General features: G+C 58.8%; 14 protein-coding genes and 1 tRNA gene. 14 read left to right on the top strand and 1 reads right to left on the bottom strand.

The features are described from left to right. The 10 genes from J2Z75_RS28885 to rpoC form a co-directional block, all read left to right on the top strand. A partial coding sequence (locus J2Z75_RS28885; RefSeq protein ID WP_144083273.1) for an EF-Tu C-terminal domain-related protein occupies positions 1 to 111 on the top strand: 111 nt, incomplete at its 5' end. Between the two features lie 653 nt (positions 112 to 764). Then, positions 765 to 840, top strand: a tRNA-Trp gene (locus J2Z75_RS28890). 195 nt (positions 841 to 1,035) lie between these two features. Beyond that, positions 1,036 to 1,236 (top strand): preprotein translocase subunit SecE, encoded by a 201-nt coding sequence (secE, locus tag J2Z75_RS28895; RefSeq protein ID WP_037214163.1) that lies wholly within the window; start codon positions 1,036 to 1,038, stop codon positions 1,234 to 1,236. A 16-nt stretch (positions 1,237 to 1,252) separates the two neighbouring features. Continuing rightward, entirely contained in the window at positions 1,253 to 1,783 is a 531-nt protein-coding gene (gene nusG / locus J2Z75_RS28900; RefSeq protein WP_209857399.1) for a transcription termination/antitermination protein NusG, read from the top strand. 272 nt (positions 1,784 to 2,055) lie between these two features. Further along, positions 2,056 to 2,487 carry a 50S ribosomal protein L11 gene (rplK, locus tag J2Z75_RS28905; RefSeq protein ID WP_060636274.1) on the top strand — a complete coding sequence of 144 codons (432 nt, stop codon included), beginning with the start codon at positions 2,056 to 2,058 and terminating at the stop codon, positions 2,485 to 2,487. A 4-nt stretch (positions 2,488 to 2,491) separates the two neighbouring features. Next, entirely contained in the window at positions 2,492 to 3,190 is a 699-nt protein-coding gene (rplA, locus tag J2Z75_RS28910) for a 50S ribosomal protein L1 (RefSeq protein WP_209857400.1), read from the top strand. A 334-nt stretch (positions 3,191 to 3,524) separates the two neighbouring features. Next, positions 3,525 to 4,046 carry a 50S ribosomal protein L10 gene (gene rplJ / locus J2Z75_RS28915; RefSeq protein WP_209857401.1) on the top strand — a complete coding sequence of 174 codons (522 nt, stop codon included), beginning with the start codon at positions 3,525 to 3,527 and terminating at the stop codon, positions 4,044 to 4,046. A gap of 60 nt (positions 4,047 to 4,106) precedes the next feature. Then, complete coding sequence (rplL, locus tag J2Z75_RS28920; protein ID WP_209857402.1) at positions 4,107 to 4,481, top strand: 50S ribosomal protein L7/L12; 375 nt, start codon at positions 4,107 to 4,109, stop codon at positions 4,479 to 4,481. A 267-nt stretch (positions 4,482 to 4,748) separates the two neighbouring features. Beyond that, the gene (rpoB, locus tag J2Z75_RS28925) at positions 4,749 to 8,894 is read left to right on the top strand and encodes a DNA-directed RNA polymerase subunit beta (protein WP_209857403.1); all 4,146 of its coding nucleotides are present in this window, start codon (positions 4,749 to 4,751) and stop codon (positions 8,892 to 8,894) included. Between the two features lie 191 nt (positions 8,895 to 9,085). Beyond that, positions 9,086 to 13,297 (top strand): DNA-directed RNA polymerase subunit beta', encoded by a 4,212-nt coding sequence (gene rpoC / locus J2Z75_RS28930; RefSeq protein WP_209857404.1) that lies wholly within the window; start codon positions 9,086 to 9,088, stop codon positions 13,295 to 13,297. Positions 13,298 to 13,439: 142 nt separating this feature from the next. Here the strand turns inward: rpoC and J2Z75_RS28935 are convergent, their stop codons facing one another. Next, on the bottom strand, positions 13,440 to 13,736 hold the full coding sequence (locus tag J2Z75_RS28935) for a transcriptional regulator (protein WP_209857405.1): 297 nt from the start codon (positions 13,734 to 13,736) through the stop codon (positions 13,440 to 13,442). A 574-nt stretch (positions 13,737 to 14,310) separates the two neighbouring features. Between J2Z75_RS28935 and rpsL the strand changes: the two genes are divergently transcribed. The 4 genes from rpsL to J2Z75_RS28955 form a co-directional block, all read left to right on the top strand. Next, on the top strand, positions 14,311 to 14,682 hold the full coding sequence (rpsL, locus tag J2Z75_RS28940; protein ID WP_003507760.1) for a 30S ribosomal protein S12: 372 nt from the start codon (positions 14,311 to 14,313) through the stop codon (positions 14,680 to 14,682). Between the two features lie 77 nt (positions 14,683 to 14,759). Next, positions 14,760 to 15,230 (top strand): 30S ribosomal protein S7, encoded by a 471-nt coding sequence (gene rpsG / locus J2Z75_RS28945; protein WP_037133877.1) that lies wholly within the window; start codon positions 14,760 to 14,762, stop codon positions 15,228 to 15,230. A 30-nt stretch (positions 15,231 to 15,260) separates the two neighbouring features. After that, a complete protein-coding gene (gene fusA, locus J2Z75_RS28950) occupies positions 15,261 to 17,360 on the top strand; it encodes an elongation factor G (protein WP_209857407.1) in 2,100 nt (699 codons plus the stop codon). Between the two features lie 69 nt (positions 17,361 to 17,429). Continuing rightward, a partial coding sequence (locus J2Z75_RS28955; RefSeq protein WP_018010120.1) for a GTP-binding protein occupies positions 17,430 to 17,524 on the top strand: 95 nt, incomplete at its 3' end.

The following is a 17,524-nucleotide window of genomic DNA, read 5'->3' on the forward strand; positions in this document are numbered from 1 at the left end:
GTCTCCGTCGAGCTGATCGTTCCGATCGCGATGGAAGAAAAGCTGCGCTTCGCCATCCGCGAAGGCGGCCGCACCGTCGGCGCCGGCATCGTCGCGTCGATTGTTGAATAACAATCGATAAGACGGTGGCGAAAGCTGCCGACGGCGACAAAGGTAGTGCAAATGGCGCGCAAGCGCGATTTGCACGCGGCGCCGGCATCGTCGCGTCGATTGTTGAATAACAATCGATAAGACGGTGGCGAAAGCTGCCGACGGCGACAAAGGTGGTGCAAATGGCGCGCAAGCGCGATTTGCACGCGGCGCCGGCATCGTGACAAGCATCGTCGAGTAGTCGCTTCGATTATATGGTTTCAGAAGGCTCCGTTGGAAACAGCGGGGCCTTTGCTGTCAGTGGAGATGTCATGGCGGCGGCGGGAGGGCAGGGGCCGTCGGTTTGGTTTGACGGCGAGTGGTGCGCCATCTCGCGTCACCTGCGCGCGCGCTATGAGCAAACGTCACCGCTGGCAAGGTCGAGACGGACAGCAAAACAAGTACCGTTTCGCCGCCGCCGGGAGCCTTGGTGCACAGTCCCGATGCCCACAGGTAAGGCGTACAAAGCGGATGTGTGATCGCCCAGAGGTTTGCCTTCGAAGAAAGAAGAGAGGATGGTTCAGAATTCTTTTCTTTTTTCCGGCAAAGACGCTTGTCATCCTCGGGCAAACTGAATAATAAGCCGCAGACTTCACGTGGCGCTTCGGCTTTCAAGCATTCGGCGCCGCTGGTCTAGGGGTATAGCTCAGTTGGTAGAGCGGCGGTCTCCAAAACCGCAGGTCGTAAGTTCGAGCCTTACTGCCCCTGCCATTCGAACAGCGCAGATCATGTCGCGGCGAGCTGGCACACTATACAGGGAGAAGGCTTGCCTTTTCCGGCTAATTTCGCAAAAAGACCGTTGACCTCTTGTGATTTATAGAATCGGTCTTTATGTAGGGTTCAAACAGACACGCGGCGCGTGGGGCTGATCGTCAGCTTTACGGGCCGTTAAGGCGTGAGCATTCAATGGCATCCAAAACAAATCCATTTACGTTTCTGCAGCAGGTGCGCTCCGAGACGGCGAAAGTGACATGGCCTTCGCGGCGCGAGACGATGATCTCGACGCTGATGGTATTCGTCATGGTCTTCTTTGCGGCTATCTTCTTTTTTGCTGCGGACCAACTGATGGGCTGGCTGATTGGCCTCGTCCTGAATGCTGGCGTTTGAACGGTTGGGGATGAATATGGCAGCGCGTTGGTACATCGTTCACGCCTACTCGAATTTCGAGAAGAAGGTCGCTGAATCGATCGAGGAGAAAGCCAAGCAGAAGGGCCTGAGCCATCTGTTTGAAAAGATTCTCGTTCCGACCGAAAAGGTCGTCGAGGTTCGTCGTGGCCGCAAGGTCGATGCCGAACGCAAGTTCTTTCCGGGTTACGTGCTGGTGCGCGCCAACCTGACGGATGAGGCTTACCACCTTATCAAGAATACGCCGAAGGTGACCGGGTTCCTCGGCTCCGACAACAAGCCGGTTCCGATCCCGGATTTCGAGGCCGAGCGTATCCTCGGCCAGGTTCAGGACGGTGTCGATCGTCCGAAGCCTTCGATCTCGTTCGAGGTTGGCGAGCAGGTGCGTGTGTCCGACGGTCCGTTTGCCTCGTTCAACGGGATCGTTCAGGATGTTGATGAGGAGCGTTCGCGCCTCAAGGTTGAAGTTTCGATCTTCGGCCGCGCGACGCCGGTGGATCTTGAGTATTCTCAGGTCGAGAAAGTCTGAATTCTGAAGGTTGCTGCGCCGGACAAGGTTCCGGCTGCGCGACGTTCTTATGGTTTTGCCGGATCGTTTGTGTCCGGCGAAGGCGGGGGTAACCCGCAGCCGCGTGGAAGGAAGCCGGTCTTAGCCGGATCGGCCGTCCGCACCACGCAACCGCAGCCGCTATCCTTTTGAAGGGATGGCATGAAGGGCCGGGAAACCGGCCATAACGTTCCTGGCTCCAGTTCGTCGATTGATGAGCGGTGATGCCGGGGAAACCATAAAGGCAGAGAGAAATGGCTAAGAAAGTTGCAGGCCAGCTCAAGCTTCAGGTCAAGGCAGGATCGGCAAACCCGTCCCCGCCAATCGGCCCGGCGCTTGGTCAGCGTGGCGTAAACATCATGGAATTCTGCAAGGCGTTCAATGCCGCCACGCAGGAACTGGAAAAGGGCATGCCGATCCCGGTCGTCATCACCTACTATCAGGACAAGTCCTTCACCTTCATCATGAAGCAGCCGCCGGTCAGCTACTTCCTGAAGAAGGAAGCGAAGCTGACGTCCGGTTCGAAGACGCCCGGCAAGGGCGCCAAGGCCGGTACCCTCACCAAGGATCAGGTTCGCAAGATCGCTGAAGCCAAGATGAAGGATCTGAACGCGGCTGATATCGAAGGCGCAATGGCAATGGTCGAGGGCTCCGCCCGCTCCATGGGCCTGGAAGTGGCAGGTTGAGACCATGACAAAGATTGCAAAGCGCGTACAGAAGACCCGCGAAGGCATCGACCCGACGAAGCTCGTCGCCCTGTCGGAAGCCATCACCCTGGTGAAGGCCCGTGCCATCGCCAAGTTCGATGAAACCATCGAAGTTGCGATGAACCTCGGCGTTGATCCGCGTCATGCCGACCAGATGGTCCGTGGCGTCGTCAACCTGCCGAACGGCACCGGCCGTACCGTTCGCGTCGCCGTGTTCGCACGTGGTGCCAAGGCTGATGAAGCCAAGGCAGCCGGTGCTGACGTCGTCGGTGCTGAAGAACTTGTCGAAATCGTTCAGGGCGGCAAGATCGATTTCGATCGTTGCATCGCCACTCCGGACATGATGCCGCTCGTCGGCCGTCTCGGCAAGGTACTCGGCCCGCGTGGCATGATGCCGAACCCGAAGGTCGGAACCGTCACGATGGACGTCGCCGGTGCTGTCAAGGCATCGAAGGGCGGCGCAGTCGAGTTCCGCGTCGAAAAGGCCGGTATCGTTCATGCAGGCATTGGCAAGGCATCGTTCGATGCCGCTGCTCTTGAAGAAAACATCCGCGCTTTCGCAGATGCCGTCATCAAGGCAAAGCCGGCTGGCGCCAAGGGCAACTACGTCAAGCGCGTGGCGATTTCGTCGACCATGGGCCCGGGCGTCAAGGTTGATCCTTCGTCGGTCAACGCCGCTTAATCAGTTTATCCGGGCTCAGGCCCGGTCACAGATTTCCGGCCTTTCGGGGCCGGAAATTCCGGGATCAAACCCGGAACTCCTGTCCGAGATTGCAGGTGGTTATCCCTTAATCACTTCAGCCTGCATGAGATGGGTGAGTCCCGAATTTCATTTGACGCGCGCAAGCGTGGGAATTCGGTTCGAACCTCGGCTTGCCTTGTGCCGGACCCGCTTAAAACGGGAACGCGCAGGGGACAGGATCCTCGAGCGTCGCTTGGGATCAACTCTGATCCCATGCGGCAAAGGCAAACCGACTGGTCCCGCGTTTTGCGGTCCAGTCAACTGGAGATAGGCAGTGGAAAGAGCGGAAAAACGCGAATTCGTCACGGAGCTGAACGAGTCCTTCAAGGGCGCCGGTTCAGTTGTCGTGGCCCACTATGCTGGTGTCACAGTCGCACAGATGAACGACTTCCGTTCAAAGATGCGCGCTGCTGGCGGCACCGTCAAAGTCGCGAAGAACCGCCTGGCCAAAATTGCCCTTCAGGGTACGGAAGCCGAAGGGATGTCCAATCTCTTCAAGGGGCAGACGCTGGTAGCATTCAGCGCCGATCCCGTAACGGCTCCGAAGGTCGTCATGGATTTCGCCAAGACCAACGACAAGATCGTTGTTCTGGGCGGTGCCATGGGCGCAACCACGCTCACCGCGGATGCAGTCAAGTCGCTTGCGACCCTGCCGTCGCTGGACGAGCTGCGTGCAAAGCTGCTGGGTATGATTCAGACCCCGGCAACGCGCATCGCATCGGTTGTTGCAGCACCGGCAAGCCAGCTTGCCCGCGTGTTTGCGGCCTACGCCAAGAAGGACGAAGAAGCCGCATAAGGCGGTTTTTTGCTGTTTATAATTTAACCCGGTTCGAACCGAACAAAAGGAACTACAAAAATGGCTGATCTCTCTAAGATCGTTGAAGACCTCTCCTCGTTGACCGTTCTGGAAGCTGCTGAGCTTTCCAAGCTTCTCGAAGAGAAGTGGGGCGTTTCGGCTGCTGCTCCGGTAGCTGCCGCTGCTGGCGGCGCTGCTGTTGCTGCTGTCGTTGAAGAAGAAAAGACTGAGTTCGACGTTATCCTGGCAGAAGCCGGCGCTAACAAGATCAACGTCATCAAGGAAGTCCGCGCGATCACAGGCCTCGGCCTGAAGGAAGCCAAGGACCTCGTTGAAGCCGCTCCGAAGGCTGTCAAGGAAGGCGTTTCCAAGGCTGAAGCTGCTGATCTCAAGAAGAAGCTGGAAGACGCTGGCGCCAAGGTTGACGTCAAGTAATCCTGCCGACTTTAAAGGAGGGGTGGCCATGAAGATGGCCGCCTCTCTTTGACCGCTTTCTGAACGTATTACCCAAAAGCCTATTGAAAACGGCTTTTGGGTAATGGGTTCTTCAAGAGGATAGTCTCGAACCAAAGACGCCACAGCAATCCGTGCTAAGCGTTTTCGGGGGTTGGACGAGATTGAACGACCCATTGATTGACGGAGCCGACTGGCCAGCGGTCACCGTCTGTTGCAGGCCCGGGTGCAATTTTTAAAGGAGCGACGATGGCTCAGACCCTTTCGTTTAACGGTCGCAGGCGCGTACGCAAGTTTTTTGGTAAAATTCCAGAAGTCGCAGAAATGCCGAACCTCATCGAGGTTCAGAAGGCATCCTACGACCAGTTTCTCATGGTGGACGAACCGCAGGGCGGACGTCCGGACGAGGGGCTTCAGTCCGTTTTCAAGTCCGTCTTCCCGATCACGGATTTCTCCGGCGCTTCGATGCTCGAGTTCGTGTCCTACGAATTCGAACAACCGAAGTTCGACGTCGAGGAATGCCGTCAGCGCGATCTGACCTACGCTGCACCTCTCAAGGTGACGCTGCGGCTCATCGTGTTCGATATTGACGAGGATACGGGCGCGAAGTCCATCAAGGACATCAAGGAACAGAACGTCTACATGGGCGACATGCCGCTCATGACCAACAACGGTACGTTCATCGTCAACGGCACCGAGCGCGTCATCGTTTCCCAGATGCACCGTTCGCCGGGCGTGTTCTTCGACCACGACAAGGGCAAGAGCCATTCCTCGGGCAAGCTGCTGTTTGCTGCGCGCGTCATTCCGTATCGCGGCTCCTGGCTCGACATTGAATTCGATGCCAAGGACGTTGTCCACGCCCGTATCGACCGCCGTCGCAAGATTCCTGTCACGTCGTTGCTCATGGCACTCGGCATGGATGGCGAAGAAATCCTCGAGACCTTCTACACGAAGTCGCTCTATGCGCGCGACGGCAAGGGCTGGCGGATTCCGTTCCAGCCTGAAGTCCTCAAGGGCCAGAAGGCTCTCTCCGACCTGATCGACGCCGACACCGGCGAAGTGGTGGTTGAATCCGGCAAGAAGCTGACGCCGCGTCTGTTGAAGACGCTGACGGAAAAGGGCCTCAAGGCCATCAAGGCAACCGACGACGAACTCTACGGCAACTTCCTTGCCGAAGATCTGGTCAACCCGTCGACCGGTGAAATCTTCCTCGAAGCCGGCGACGAAATCGACGAGAAGACGCTTGGCGTCATTCTCACATCCGGTTTCGACGAGATCCCGGTTCTCGACATCGACCATATCAATGTCGGCGCCTACATCCGCAACACGCTTTCGGTCGACAAGAACGAAAACCGTCAGGATGCGCTGTTCGACATCTACCGCGTCATGCGTCCCGGCGAGCCGCCGACCATGGATTCGGCAGAAGCCATGTTCAACACGCTGTTCTTCGACAGCGAGCGCTACGACCTTTCGGCCGTTGGCCGCGTCAAGATGAACATGCGTCTCGACCTCGACGCAGCCGACACTGTCCGTATCCTGCGCAAGGAAGACATCCTTGCCGTGGTCCGGATGCTGGTCGACCTGCGCGACGGCAAGGGCGAAATCGACGACATCGACAACCTCGGCAATCGCCGTGTGCGTTCCGTCGGCGAACTGATGGAAAATCAGTACCGCCTCGGTCTGCTCCGCATGGAGCGTGCGATCAAGGAACGCATGTCGTCGATCGAAATCGATACCGTCATGCCGCAGGACCTGATCAACGCCAAGCCGGCTGCCGCAGCCGTTCGCGAGTTCTTCGGTTCCTCGCAGCTGTCGCAGTTCATGGACCAGGTCAATCCGCTGTCGGAAATCACCCACAAGCGCCGTCTTTCGGCTCTTGGACCGGGTGGTCTGACACGCGAACGCGCAGGCTTCGAAGTCCGCGACGTTCACCCGACCCATTACGGCCGTATCTGCCCGATCGAGACGCCGGAAGGCCCGAACATCGGTCTGATCAACTCGCTGGCGACCTTTGCCCGCGTCAACAAGTACGGCTTCATCGAAAGCCCTTACCGCAAGATCATCGACGGTAAGGTGACGAAGGATGTCGTCTACCTGTCGGCGATGGAAGAAGCCAAGTATCACGTGGCCCAGGCCAACTCCGAGCTCAACGCCGACCAGTCGTTCGTTGAAGAGTTCGTCGTTTGCCGTCATGCCGGCGACGTCATGCTCGCACCGCGCGACATCGTGAACCTGATGGACGTTTCGCCCAAGCAGCTCGTGTCTGTCGCGGCGGCTCTCATCCCGTTCCTTGAAAACGACGACGCCAACCGCGCGCTCATGGGCTCCAACATGCAGCGTCAGGCCGTGCCTCTGCTGCGTGCCGAAGCTCCGTTCGTCGGTACCGGCATGGAGCCGATCGTTGCACGTGACTCTGGTGCTGCTATCGCGGCCCGCCGTGGCGGTGTCGTCGACCAGGTTGACGCGACCCGTATCGTTATCCGTGCGACGGAAGACCTTGAGGCTGGCAAGTCCGGCGTCGACATCTACCGTCTGCAGAAGTTCCAGCGTTCCAACCAGAACACCTGCGTCAACCAGCGCCCGCTGGTCACCGTCGGTGACATTCTGAACAAGGGCGACATCATCGCTGACGGTCCGTCGACCGATCTCGGTGACCTGGCTCTCGGCCGCAACGCGCTCGTCGCGTTCATGCCGTGGAACGGCTACAACTACGAAGACTCGATCCTGCTCTCCGAGCGTATCGTTCGCGACGACGTGTTCACCTCCATCCACATCGAAGAATTCGAAGTGATGGCGCGCGACACCAAGCTTGGTCCGGAAGAAATCACCCGCGACATTCCGAACGTTTCGGAAGAAGCGCTGAAGAACCTCGACGAAGCCGGTATCGTCTATATCGGTGCTGAAGTGACCCCTGGCGACATCCTCGTCGGCAAGATCACCCCGAAGGGCGAAAGCCCGATGACGCCGGAAGAAAAGCTTCTGCGCGCCATCTTCGGTGAAAAGGCCTCCGACGTCCGCGACACCTCCATGCGCATGCCTCCGGGCACCTTCGGCACCATCGTCGAAGTCCGCGTCTTCAACCGCCACGGCGTGGAAAAAGACGAACGCGCGATGGCCATCGAGCGGGAAGAGATCGAGCGTCTTGCCAAGGACCGCGACGACGAACAGGCGATCCTCGATCGCAACGTCTACTCGCGTCTTCTCGACATGCTGCGCGGCCACGTCGCCGTCGCCGGTCCGAAGGGCTTCAAGAAGGGCACCGAGCTTTCGAACGCCGTCATCTCCGAATATCCCCGCTCGCAGTGGTGGATGTTCGCGACGGAGGACGAAAAGGCTCAGGGCGAAGTCGAAGCTCTGCGTGGCCAGTACGACGAATCCAAGTCGCTGCTCGAGCATCGCTTCATGGACAAGGTCGAAAAGGTCCAGCGCGGCGATGAAATGCCTCCGGGCGTCATGAAGATGGTCAAGGTCTTCGTCGCTGTGAAGCGCAAGATCCAGCCGGGCGACAAGATGGCCGGCCGTCATGGCAACAAGGGTGTGGTTTCCCGCATCGTGCCGATCGAAGACATGCCGTTCCTGGAAGACGGTACGCATGTCGACGTCGTTCTGAACCCGCTGGGCGTGCCTTCGCGCATGAACGTCGGCCAGATCCTGGAAACGCATCTGGGTTGGGCCTGTGCCGGCATGGGCAAGAAGATCGGCGCCATGCTCGACGCCTACAAGGCAGGTGCCCAGATCCAGCCGCTGCGCGATGTCATCGACAGCGTCATCGGTTCCGGTCCGAAGGGCGAGCCGATCAAGGACTACGACGATGAATCGATCGTCCGTCTGGCCGAGCAGACCCGTCGTGGCGTTTCGATCGCAACGCCGGTTTTCGATGGCGCGGTGGAAGCCGACGTCAACGAGATGCTGGAGCAGGCAGGTCTGAACGTGACCGGTCAGTCGACGCTCTATGATGGCCGTACCGGCGATCAGTTCGACCGTCAGGTGACTGTCGGCTACATCTACATGCTGAAGCTGAACCACCTTGTCGACGACAAGATCCATGCTCGTTCGATCGGTCCTTACTCGCTCGTGACCCAGCAGCCGCTGGGTGGCAAGGCGCAGTTCGGCGGTCAGCGCTTCGGGGAAATGGAAGTCTGGGCTCTGGAAGCCTATGGTGCTGCCTACACCCTGCAGGAAATGTTGACGGTGAAGTCCGACGACGTGGCCGGCCGTACCAAGGTCTACGAGGCGATCGTCCGTGGCGACGACACCTTCGAAGCCGGTATTCCGGAGAGCTTCAACGTTCTCGTCAAGGAAATGCGCTCGCTGGGTCTCAGCGTCGAACTGGAGAATTCCAAGCTCGACGAACTCAACGCGGCGAACCAGCAACTGCCGGACGCGGCCGAATAAGACATCAAGGTGCGTGCCGCTTCCTAAAGCGGCGCGCACCGTTTCCACCCGGATCTCGCGTCAGCGGGACAGGGTAGGAAATGCGGCCGCATTTTATGCGGTTTTATCCGTTTCAAGCAGGAGGCCGGCGCCCGGGATTGCCGGCGCCTCCTGCCCAAGCTGAGGGCGACACGCCCACGAAGGAGACAGGCATGAACCAAGAGGTCATGAATCTTTTCAATCCGCAGGTGCCTGCACAGACATTCGATTCCATCCGGATATCGATCGCCTCGCCGGAGAAGATTCTCTCCTGGTCTTACGGTGAGATCAAGAAGCCGGAGACAATCAACTATCGTACGTTCAAGCCGGAACGCGACGGTCTTTTCTGCGCGCGCATCTTCGGCCCCATCAAGGACTACGAGTGCCTGTGCGGCAAGTACAAGCGCATGAAGTACAAGGGCATCATCTGCGAAAAGTGCGGCGTCGAAGTGACGCTGTCGCGCGTTCGCCGCGAGCGCATGGGCCATATCGAGCTTGCAGCTCCCGTTGCCCATATCTGGTTCCTGAAGTCCCTGCCGAGCCGCATCGCCACGCTGCTCGACATGACGCTGAAGGATATCGAGCGCGTCCTCTATTTCGAAAACTACATTGTCACCGAGCCGGGCCTGACTTCCCTCAAGGAAAATCAGCTTCTCTCGGAAGAAGAATACATGATCGCCGTCGACGAGTTCGGCGAAGATCAGTTCACGGCGATGATCGGTGCTGAAGCCATCTACGAGATGCTGGCCTCGATGAATCTCGAAAAGATCGCCGGCGACCTGCGCGCGGAAATGGCTGACACCACGTCCGAGCTGAAGCAGAAGAAGCTGATGAAGCGCCTGAAGATCGTCGAGAACTTCATGGAATCCGGCAACCGCCCGGAATGGATGATCATGAAGGTCGTGCCGGTGATCCCGCCGGACCTGCGTCCGTTGGTTCCGCTCGACGGCGGCCGTTTCGCGACGTCCGACCTCAACGACCTCTATCGCCGCGTCATCAACCGGAACAACCGTCTGAAGCGCCTGATCGAGCTTCGCGCGCCGGGCATCATCATCCGCAACGAAAAGCGCATGCTGCAGGAATCCGTTGACGCCCTGTTCGACAACGGCCGCCGCGGCCGCGTCATCACCGGTGCCAACAAGCGTCCGCTGAAGTCGCTGTCCGACATGCTCAAGGGCAAGCAGGGCCGCTTCCGCCAGAACCTGCTCGGCAAGCGCGTCGACTATTCCGGCCGTTCGGTCATCGTGACCGGCCCGGAACTGAAGCTGCACCAGTGCGGCCTGCCGAAGAAGATGGCGCTCGAACTGTTCAAGCCGTTCATCTACGCCCGCCTCGACGCCAAGGGTTATTCCTCGACCGTCAAGCAGGCCAAGAAGCTGGTCGAAAAGGAAAAGCCGGAAGTCTGGGATATCCTCGACGAGGTCATCCGCGAGCATCCGGTTCTCCTGAACCGCGCACCGACGCTGCACCGTCTGGGCATCCAGGCTTTCGAACCGATCCTGGTCGAAGGCAAGGCGATCCAGCTGCATCCGCTCGTCTGCACGGCCTTCAACGCCGACTTCGACGGCGACCAGATGGCCGTCCACGTGCCGCTGTCGCTGGAAGCCCAGCTTGAAGCCCGCGTGCTGATGATGTCGACCAACAACATCCTGCATCCGGCAAACGGCGCACCGATCATCGTTCCGTCGCAGGACATGGTTCTCGGTCTCTACTATCTGTCGATCCTGAACCAGAACGAGCCGGGCGAAGGCATGGCCTTCTCCGACCTCGGCGAGCTGCATCACGCACTTGAAACCAAGTCGGTGACGCTGCATGCCAAGATCCGCGGCCGCTTCAAGACGGTCGATGCCGAAGGCAAGCCTGTTTCGAAGATCTATGAAACCACGCCTGGCCGTATGATCATCGGCGAACTTCTGCCGAAGAACGCCAACGTGCCGTTCGACGTCTGCAACCAGGAACTGACCAAGAAGAACATCTCCAAGATGATCGACACGGTCTATCGCCATTGCGGCCAGAAGGACACGGTCATTTTCTGCGACCGCATCATGCAGCTCGGCTTTGCCCATGCCTGCCGCGCCGGCATTTCGTTCGGCAAGGACGACATGGTCATTCCGGATACCAAGGCCAAGATCGTCGGTGACACCGAAAGCCTGGTGAAGGAATACGAACAGCAGTACAATGACGGCCTGATCACCCAGGGCGAAAAGTACAACAAGGTTGTCGACGCCTGGGGCAAGGCAACGGACAAGGTCGCCGAAGACATGATGGCCCGCATTAAGGCCGTCGAATTCGATCCTGAAACCGGTCGTCAGAAGCCGATGAACGCGATCTACATGATGTCGCACTCCGGCGCCCGTGGTTCACCGAACCAGATGCGTCAGCTGGGCGGCATGCGCGGCCTGATGGCCAAGCCGTCGGGTGAAATCATCGAGACGCCGATCATCTCGAACTTCAAGGAAGGCCTGACCGTTAACGAGTACTTCAACTCGACCCACGGTGCCCGTAAGGGTCTCGCAGACACCGCCTTGAAGACCGCGAACTCCGGTTACCTGACACGCCGTCTCGTCGACGTTGCGCAGGATTGCATTGTCAACTCGGTGGATTGCGGTACCGAAACCGGCCTCACCATGACCGCCATCGTTGATGCCGGTCAGGTCGTTGCCTCCATCGGCGCCCGCGTTCTCGGCCGTACGGCTCTCGACAATATCGATCACCCGATTACCGGTGATCGTATCGTCGATGCCGGCCGGATGATCCTCGAAGCCGATGTCGTCGAAATCGAAAAGGCTGGCATCCAGTCGATCCGGATTCGCTCGGCACTGACCTGCGAAATCCAGACCGGCGTCTGCGGCGTCTGCTACGGCCGTGACCTTGCCCGCGGTACCCCTGTCAACATGGGTGAAGCGGTCGGTGTTATCGCGGCCCAGTCGATCGGTGAACCGGGCACCCAGCTCACCATGCGTACGTTCCACCTTGGTGGCACGGCAACGGTGGTCGACAGCTCGTTCCTGGAAGCGTCGTACGAAGGCACGATCCAGATCAAGAACCGCAACATGCTGCGCAATTCGGAAAACGTTCTCGTCGCGATGGGCCGTAACATGGCGGTCCAGATCCTCGACGAACGTGGCGTCGAGCGCTCCTCGCAGCGTGTCGCCTACGGTTCGAAAATCTTTGTCGATGACGGTGACAAGGTAAAGCGCGGCCAGCGTCTGGCCGAGTGGGACCCCTACACACGCCCGATGATGACGGAAGTCGAAGGTACGGTTCATTTCGAAGATATCGTCGACGGTATCTCCGTTCTGGAAGCGACCGACGAAGCAACCGGCATCACCAAGCGTCAGGTTATCGACTGGCGTTCGACGCCGCGCGGTATCGACCTGAAGCCGGCAATCGTCATCAAGGACAAGAACGGCGCCGTCATGAAGCTGTCGCGTGGTGGCGACGCCCGCTTCATGCTCTCGGTCGATGCCATTCTGTCGGTCGAGCCGGGCACCAAGGTCTCCCAGGGTGACGTGCTTGCGCGTTCGCCGCTGGAAAGCGCCAAGACGAAGGACATCACCGGCGGTCTGCCGCGCGTTGCCGAACTCTTCGAAGCGCGCCGTCCGAAGGATCACGCGATCATCGCCGAAATCGATGGTACGATCCGGTTTGGCCGCGACTACAAGAACAAGCGCCGCGTTCTGATCGAGCCTGCGGAAGATGGCGTGGAGCCGGTCGAATACCTGATCCCGAAGGGCAAGCCCTTCCATCTTCAGGACGGCGACTATATCGAAAAGGGTGACTACATCCTCGACGGTAACCCGGCTCCGCACGACATCCTGGCGATCAAGGGCGTGGAGGCACTTGCTTCCTACCTGGTCAACGAAATCCAGGAAGTCTACCGTCTGCAGGGTGTTGTGATCAACGACAAGCACATCGAGGTGATCGTTCGCCAGATGCTGCAGAAGGTTGAAGTGACCGACGCTGGTGACTCCTCCTATATCGTTGGTGACAGCGTCGACCGCATCGAACTGGAGGATGTCAACGATCAGCTGATCGAACAGGGCAAGAAGCCGGCTTACGGCGATCCGGTCCTGCTCGGCATCACCAAGGCATCGCTGCAGACGCCGTCCTTCATCTCGGCCGCGTCCTTCCAGGAAACGACCAAGGTGCTGACGGAAGCTGCGATCGCCGGCAAGACCGATGGCCTCCAGGGTCTGAAGGAAAACGTCATCGTCGGCCGTCTGATCCCGGCCGGTACCGGTGGCACGATGACCCAGATCCGCCGCATTGCCACGGCGCGCGACGAGATGATCCTCGAAGAGCGCCGCAAGGGTACGGGCGCGGACGCAGCAACTCCGATGCTCGTCGACATGGCGGCCAAGGAAGGCGCTGCGGCCGAATAACGGCTCGCGAAAGGCGAGGGTGGTTCGCCACCCTTTCCGACCGATTGAAAAAGCCGCCCGGAGCGATCCGGGCGGCTTTTTGCGTCTCAAGCGAATGGAGCCTGGAAACACGACGTGAAGCCGGTCTCGAACGGTTTGTTCGTCAGCCGAACTTGATGATCGCCACTTCGCCGGTAAGCGCACCCTGGTAGGCGGAGGCATGCGGTTCTTCGTCGGGAACGTCGGTGAGGGTGCCGATCTGGTCGAGGTCGGCCTCGAGGAAGCCTTCCTCGGCAAGGGCATTGAGCGCCTCGCGCACGGCAGTGTCGTCGTCGGGCGCGCGCAGCATGACGTGGATGTCCACACCCTCTTTGTCGCCATCCTGCTCATAGGCCTTGCCGATGATGATGAAGATCATCGGCCCGTCGAGATTGTTGTCGTTGTCAGGGATGGCAGTCATGGCTGTTTCCTCTTTCGAAAGATGTATGCGATGACTTTACAGTGTATTGCACCGCGGCGCGTCCTAAAAAACACTCCTCCACGACGAATCGTGGCGGGCAGGGCGCGATTCTCTCAAGTCCGTGCTGGATTATGAAATTGCTTTATGATTCTTTAAGTTGAACGCCATGCATTGGCGAATCCGGACCGATCGGTGGCGCCGCTGCCTCGACTTGGCCGTCAAAGCCTTGTTTTGCAGGCATGTCAGCCCTGTGGGGGCAAGAATATTTGTTAATTCCCCTTGACGGGACACCCTGAAATCAGTACACCCCGCCCCATCGGAGCCCATGTGAGGCTGGCTGGTTCGGAACGACACGTTCTGGAGTTCGCCTCAAACAAGGTTCGAAACGCACGCTGAAGACCAAAATGCTGCACGCAAGACGCTGAAAACTAGAGCGTCCTCTGCTTTTTGCGGGCCATCTGCTGAGAGGCGGATCGGTCCTCGTTTTGCGCATTTGTGAAGCGTTCGAAACCGCCGGAGACGGCATTGATCCGCCCGCAAGGGTATTGAGACAGAATTTGTAAGGGATGGTTATATGCCTACCGTAAACCAGCTGATCCGCAAGCCGCGTCAGGCACAGGTAAAGCGCAACAAGGTTCCTGCCCTGCAGGAAAACCCGCAGAAGCGTGGCGTTTGCACCCGCGTTTACACGACGACCCCGAAGAAGCCGAACTCGGCTCTGCGTAAGGTCGCCAAGATTCGCCTGACCAACGGCTTCGAAGTCATCGGCTACATTCCGGGTGAAGGTCACAACCTTCAGGAACACTCCGTGGTGATGATCCGCGGCGGCCGTGTAAAGGACTTGCCGGGCGTTCGCTACCACATCATTCGCGGCGTTCTCGATACCCAGGGTGTCAAGAACCGTAAGCAGCGCCGTTCGAAGTATGGTGCGAAGCGTCCGAAGTAATTCGGGTTCCACAATTAAGGCGCTGCGCGAGGTTCTCCGCGTGTTAAGGCGCCAGTTCAAAGTTGAGAGACAAAAGTATGTCACGTCGTCACAGTGCAGAAAAGCGCGAGATCAATCCGGACCCGAAGTTCGGCGATCTGGTCGTCACCAAGTTCATGAACGCAATCATGCTTCATGGTAAGAAGTCGGTCGCTGAAAACATCGTTTACGGTGCGTTCGATCTCGTTCAGGGCAAGCTGAAGCAGGAGCCGGTCACCGTGTTCCATTCGGCCCTCGACAACATCGCTCCGCATGTCGAAGTTCGTTCGCGCCGCGTCGGTGGTGCAACCTATCAGGTTCCGGTCGATGTTCGTCCCGAGCGCCGTCAGGCTCTTGCCATTCGCTGGCTTATCGCTGCTGCCCGCAAGCGCAACGAAACCACCATGATCGATCGCCTCTGCGGCGAACTCATGGATGCTGCGAACAACCGTGGCAGTGCCGTGAAGAAGCGCGAAGACACGCACAAGATGGCTGACGCCAACCGTGCATTCTCGCATTATCGCTGGTAATCGACGTACAATTTTCGAAAGGCAGTCATTATGGCTCGCGAATATAAAATCGAAGACTACCGCAATTTCGGGATCATGGCGCATATCGACGCCGGCAAGACCACGACCACCGAGCGGATTCTGTATTACACGGGCAAGTCGCACAAGATCGGCGAAGTTCACGACGGCGCTGCCACCATGGATTGGATGGAGCAGGAGCAGGAACGCGGTATTACCATTACGTCCGCTGCCACGACGACCTACTGGAAGGGTCGCGATGGCAAGATGCGCCGCTTCAACATCATCGACACCCCCGGCCACGTCGACTTCACCATCGAAGTCGAGCGTTCGCTGCGCGTTCTCGATGGTGCGATCGCTCTGCTCGACGCCAATGCCGGTGTTGAGCCGCAGACGGAAACCGTCTGGCGCCAGGCTGAAAAGTACCACGTTCCGCGGATGATCTTCTGCAACAAGATGGACAAGACCGGTGCTGACTTCTACCGCTCGGTGGAAATGATCAAGACCCGTCTCGGCGCCATCGCCGTTGTCATGCAGTTGCCGATCGGCGCGGAAACCGAATTCAAGGGCGTTGTCGATCTGATCGAGATGAACGCTCTGATTTGGCGCGACGAGTCGCTCGGCGCTCAGTGGGACGTTGTCGAAATCCCGGACGACATGAAGGAAAAGGCGGAACAGTACCGCGAACTCCTCATCGAGACCGTCGTCGATATCGACGAAACTGCGATGGAAAACTACCTGAACGGCATCATGCCGGACAACGACCAGATCCGTGCGCTGGTTCGTCGCGGTACCATCGACGTGAAGTTCCATCCGATGTTCTGCGGTACGGCCTTCAAGAACAAGGGCGTACAGCCTCTGCTCGACGCCGTCTGCGACTACCTGCCGTCCCCGCTCGACATTCCGTCGATCAAGGGCATCGACGTGAAGACCGAAGCCGAAATCGCCCGTCATCCTTCGGATGAAGAGCCTTTGTCGATGCTCGCCTTCAAGATCATGAACGACCCCTTCGTCGGTTCGCTCACCTTTGCCCGCATCTATTCCGGCAAGCTCACCAAGGGCACGTCGGTGATGAACACGGTCAAGGAAAAGCGCGAGCGCGTCGGCCGCATGCTGCAGATGCATTCCAATTCCCGTGAAGACATCGAAGAAGCCTTTGCCGGCGACATCGTGGCTCTCGCAGGCCTCAAGGAAACCACCACCGGCGACACGCTCTGCGATCCGCTGCACCAGGTTATTCTCGAGCGCATGGAATTCCCCGAGCCAGTCATCCAGATCGCCATCGAGCCGAAGACCAAGGGCGACCAGGAAAAGATGGGCCTCGCGCTCAACCGCCTGGCTGCTGAAGATCCTTCGTTCCGCGTCAAGACGGATGAAGAATCCGGCCAGACGATCATCGCCGGCATGGGTGAACTTCACCTCGACATCCTCGTCGACCGCATGCGTCGCGAATTCAAGGTCGAAGCGACCGTCGGTGCGCCGCAGGTTGCCTACCGTGAATCGATCACGCGCAAGCATGAAGAAGACTACACGCACAAGAAGCAGTCCGGCGGTACCGGCCAGTTCGCGCGCGTCAAGATCATCTTCGAACCGAACCCCGATGGCGACGACTTCAAGTTCGAGTCCAAGATTGTCGGCGGCACGATCCCGAAGGAATATATCCCCGGCGTTCAGAAGGGCATCGAAAGCGTTCTGTCTTCCGGCCCGCTGGCTGGCTTCCCGATGCTCGGCGTCAAGGCGACGCTCATCGACGGCGCCTTCCATGACGTCGACTCCTCGGTTCTCGCCTTCGAAATTGCCTCCCGCGCTTGCTTCCGTGAAGCAGCAAAGAAGGCCGGCGCTCAGCTTCTTGAGCCGATGATGAAGGTCGAAGTGGTAACGCCGGAAGATTACGTCGGCGACGTTATCGGCGATCTGAATTCGCGTCGCGGTCAGATCCAGGGCCAGGAATCGCGCGGCATCGCCGTCGTGATCAATGCCAACGTGCCGCTGGCCAACATGTTCAAGTACGTGGACAACCTGCGCTCGATGAGCCAGGGCCGTGCACAGTACACGATGACCTTCGATCACTATGCGCCGGTTCCGTCGAACGTGTCGCAGGAAATTCAGGCGAAGTACTCCGGTCAGAAGTGACCGGAGCCTAACGCCAGCTGACAGAAACAAGAGAATACCCCTTCGGGGTCAGAAAACGGAGAGCCGGAAATGGCAAAGAGCAAATTTGAGCGCAACAAGCCGCACGTTAACATTGGCACGATCGGCCACGTCGACCATGGCAAGACGTCGCTGACGGCAGCGAT

Origin of the sequence: Rhizobium herbae (genome assembly GCF_017873135.1) — a bacterium.
GTDB classification, from domain to species: Bacteria; Pseudomonadota; Alphaproteobacteria; order Rhizobiales; family Rhizobiaceae; genus Pararhizobium; species Pararhizobium herbae.

Bases quoted from the DNA above. Each gene is read 5' to 3' on its own strand.
- secE (WP_037214163.1), top strand. From the start codon at position 1,036: ATGGCATCCAAAACAAATCCATTTACGTTTCTGCAGCAGGTGCGCTCC.
- nusG (WP_209857399.1), top strand. From the start codon at position 1,253: ATGGCAGCGCGTTGGTACATCGTTCACGCCTACTCGAATTTCGAGAAG.
- rplK (WP_060636274.1), top strand. From the start codon at position 2,056: ATGGCTAAGAAAGTTGCAGGCCAGCTCAAGCTTCAGGTCAAGGCAGGA.
- rplA (WP_209857400.1), top strand. From the start codon at position 2,492: ATGACAAAGATTGCAAAGCGCGTACAGAAGACCCGCGAAGGCATCGAC.
- rplL (WP_209857402.1), top strand. From the start codon at position 4,107: ATGGCTGATCTCTCTAAGATCGTTGAAGACCTCTCCTCGTTGACCGTT.
- rpoB (WP_209857403.1), top strand. From the start codon at position 4,749: ATGGCTCAGACCCTTTCGTTTAACGGTCGCAGGCGCGTACGCAAGTTT.
- rpoC (WP_209857404.1), top strand. From the start codon at position 9,086: ATGAACCAAGAGGTCATGAATCTTTTCAATCCGCAGGTGCCTGCACAG.
- J2Z75_RS28935 (WP_209857405.1), bottom strand. From the start codon at position 13,736: ATGACTGCCATCCCTGACAACGACAACAATCTCGACGGGCCGATGATC.
- rpsL (WP_003507760.1), top strand. From the start codon at position 14,311: ATGCCTACCGTAAACCAGCTGATCCGCAAGCCGCGTCAGGCACAGGTA.
- rpsG (WP_037133877.1), top strand. From the start codon at position 14,760: ATGTCACGTCGTCACAGTGCAGAAAAGCGCGAGATCAATCCGGACCCG.
- fusA (WP_209857407.1), top strand. From the start codon at position 15,261: ATGGCTCGCGAATATAAAATCGAAGACTACCGCAATTTCGGGATCATG.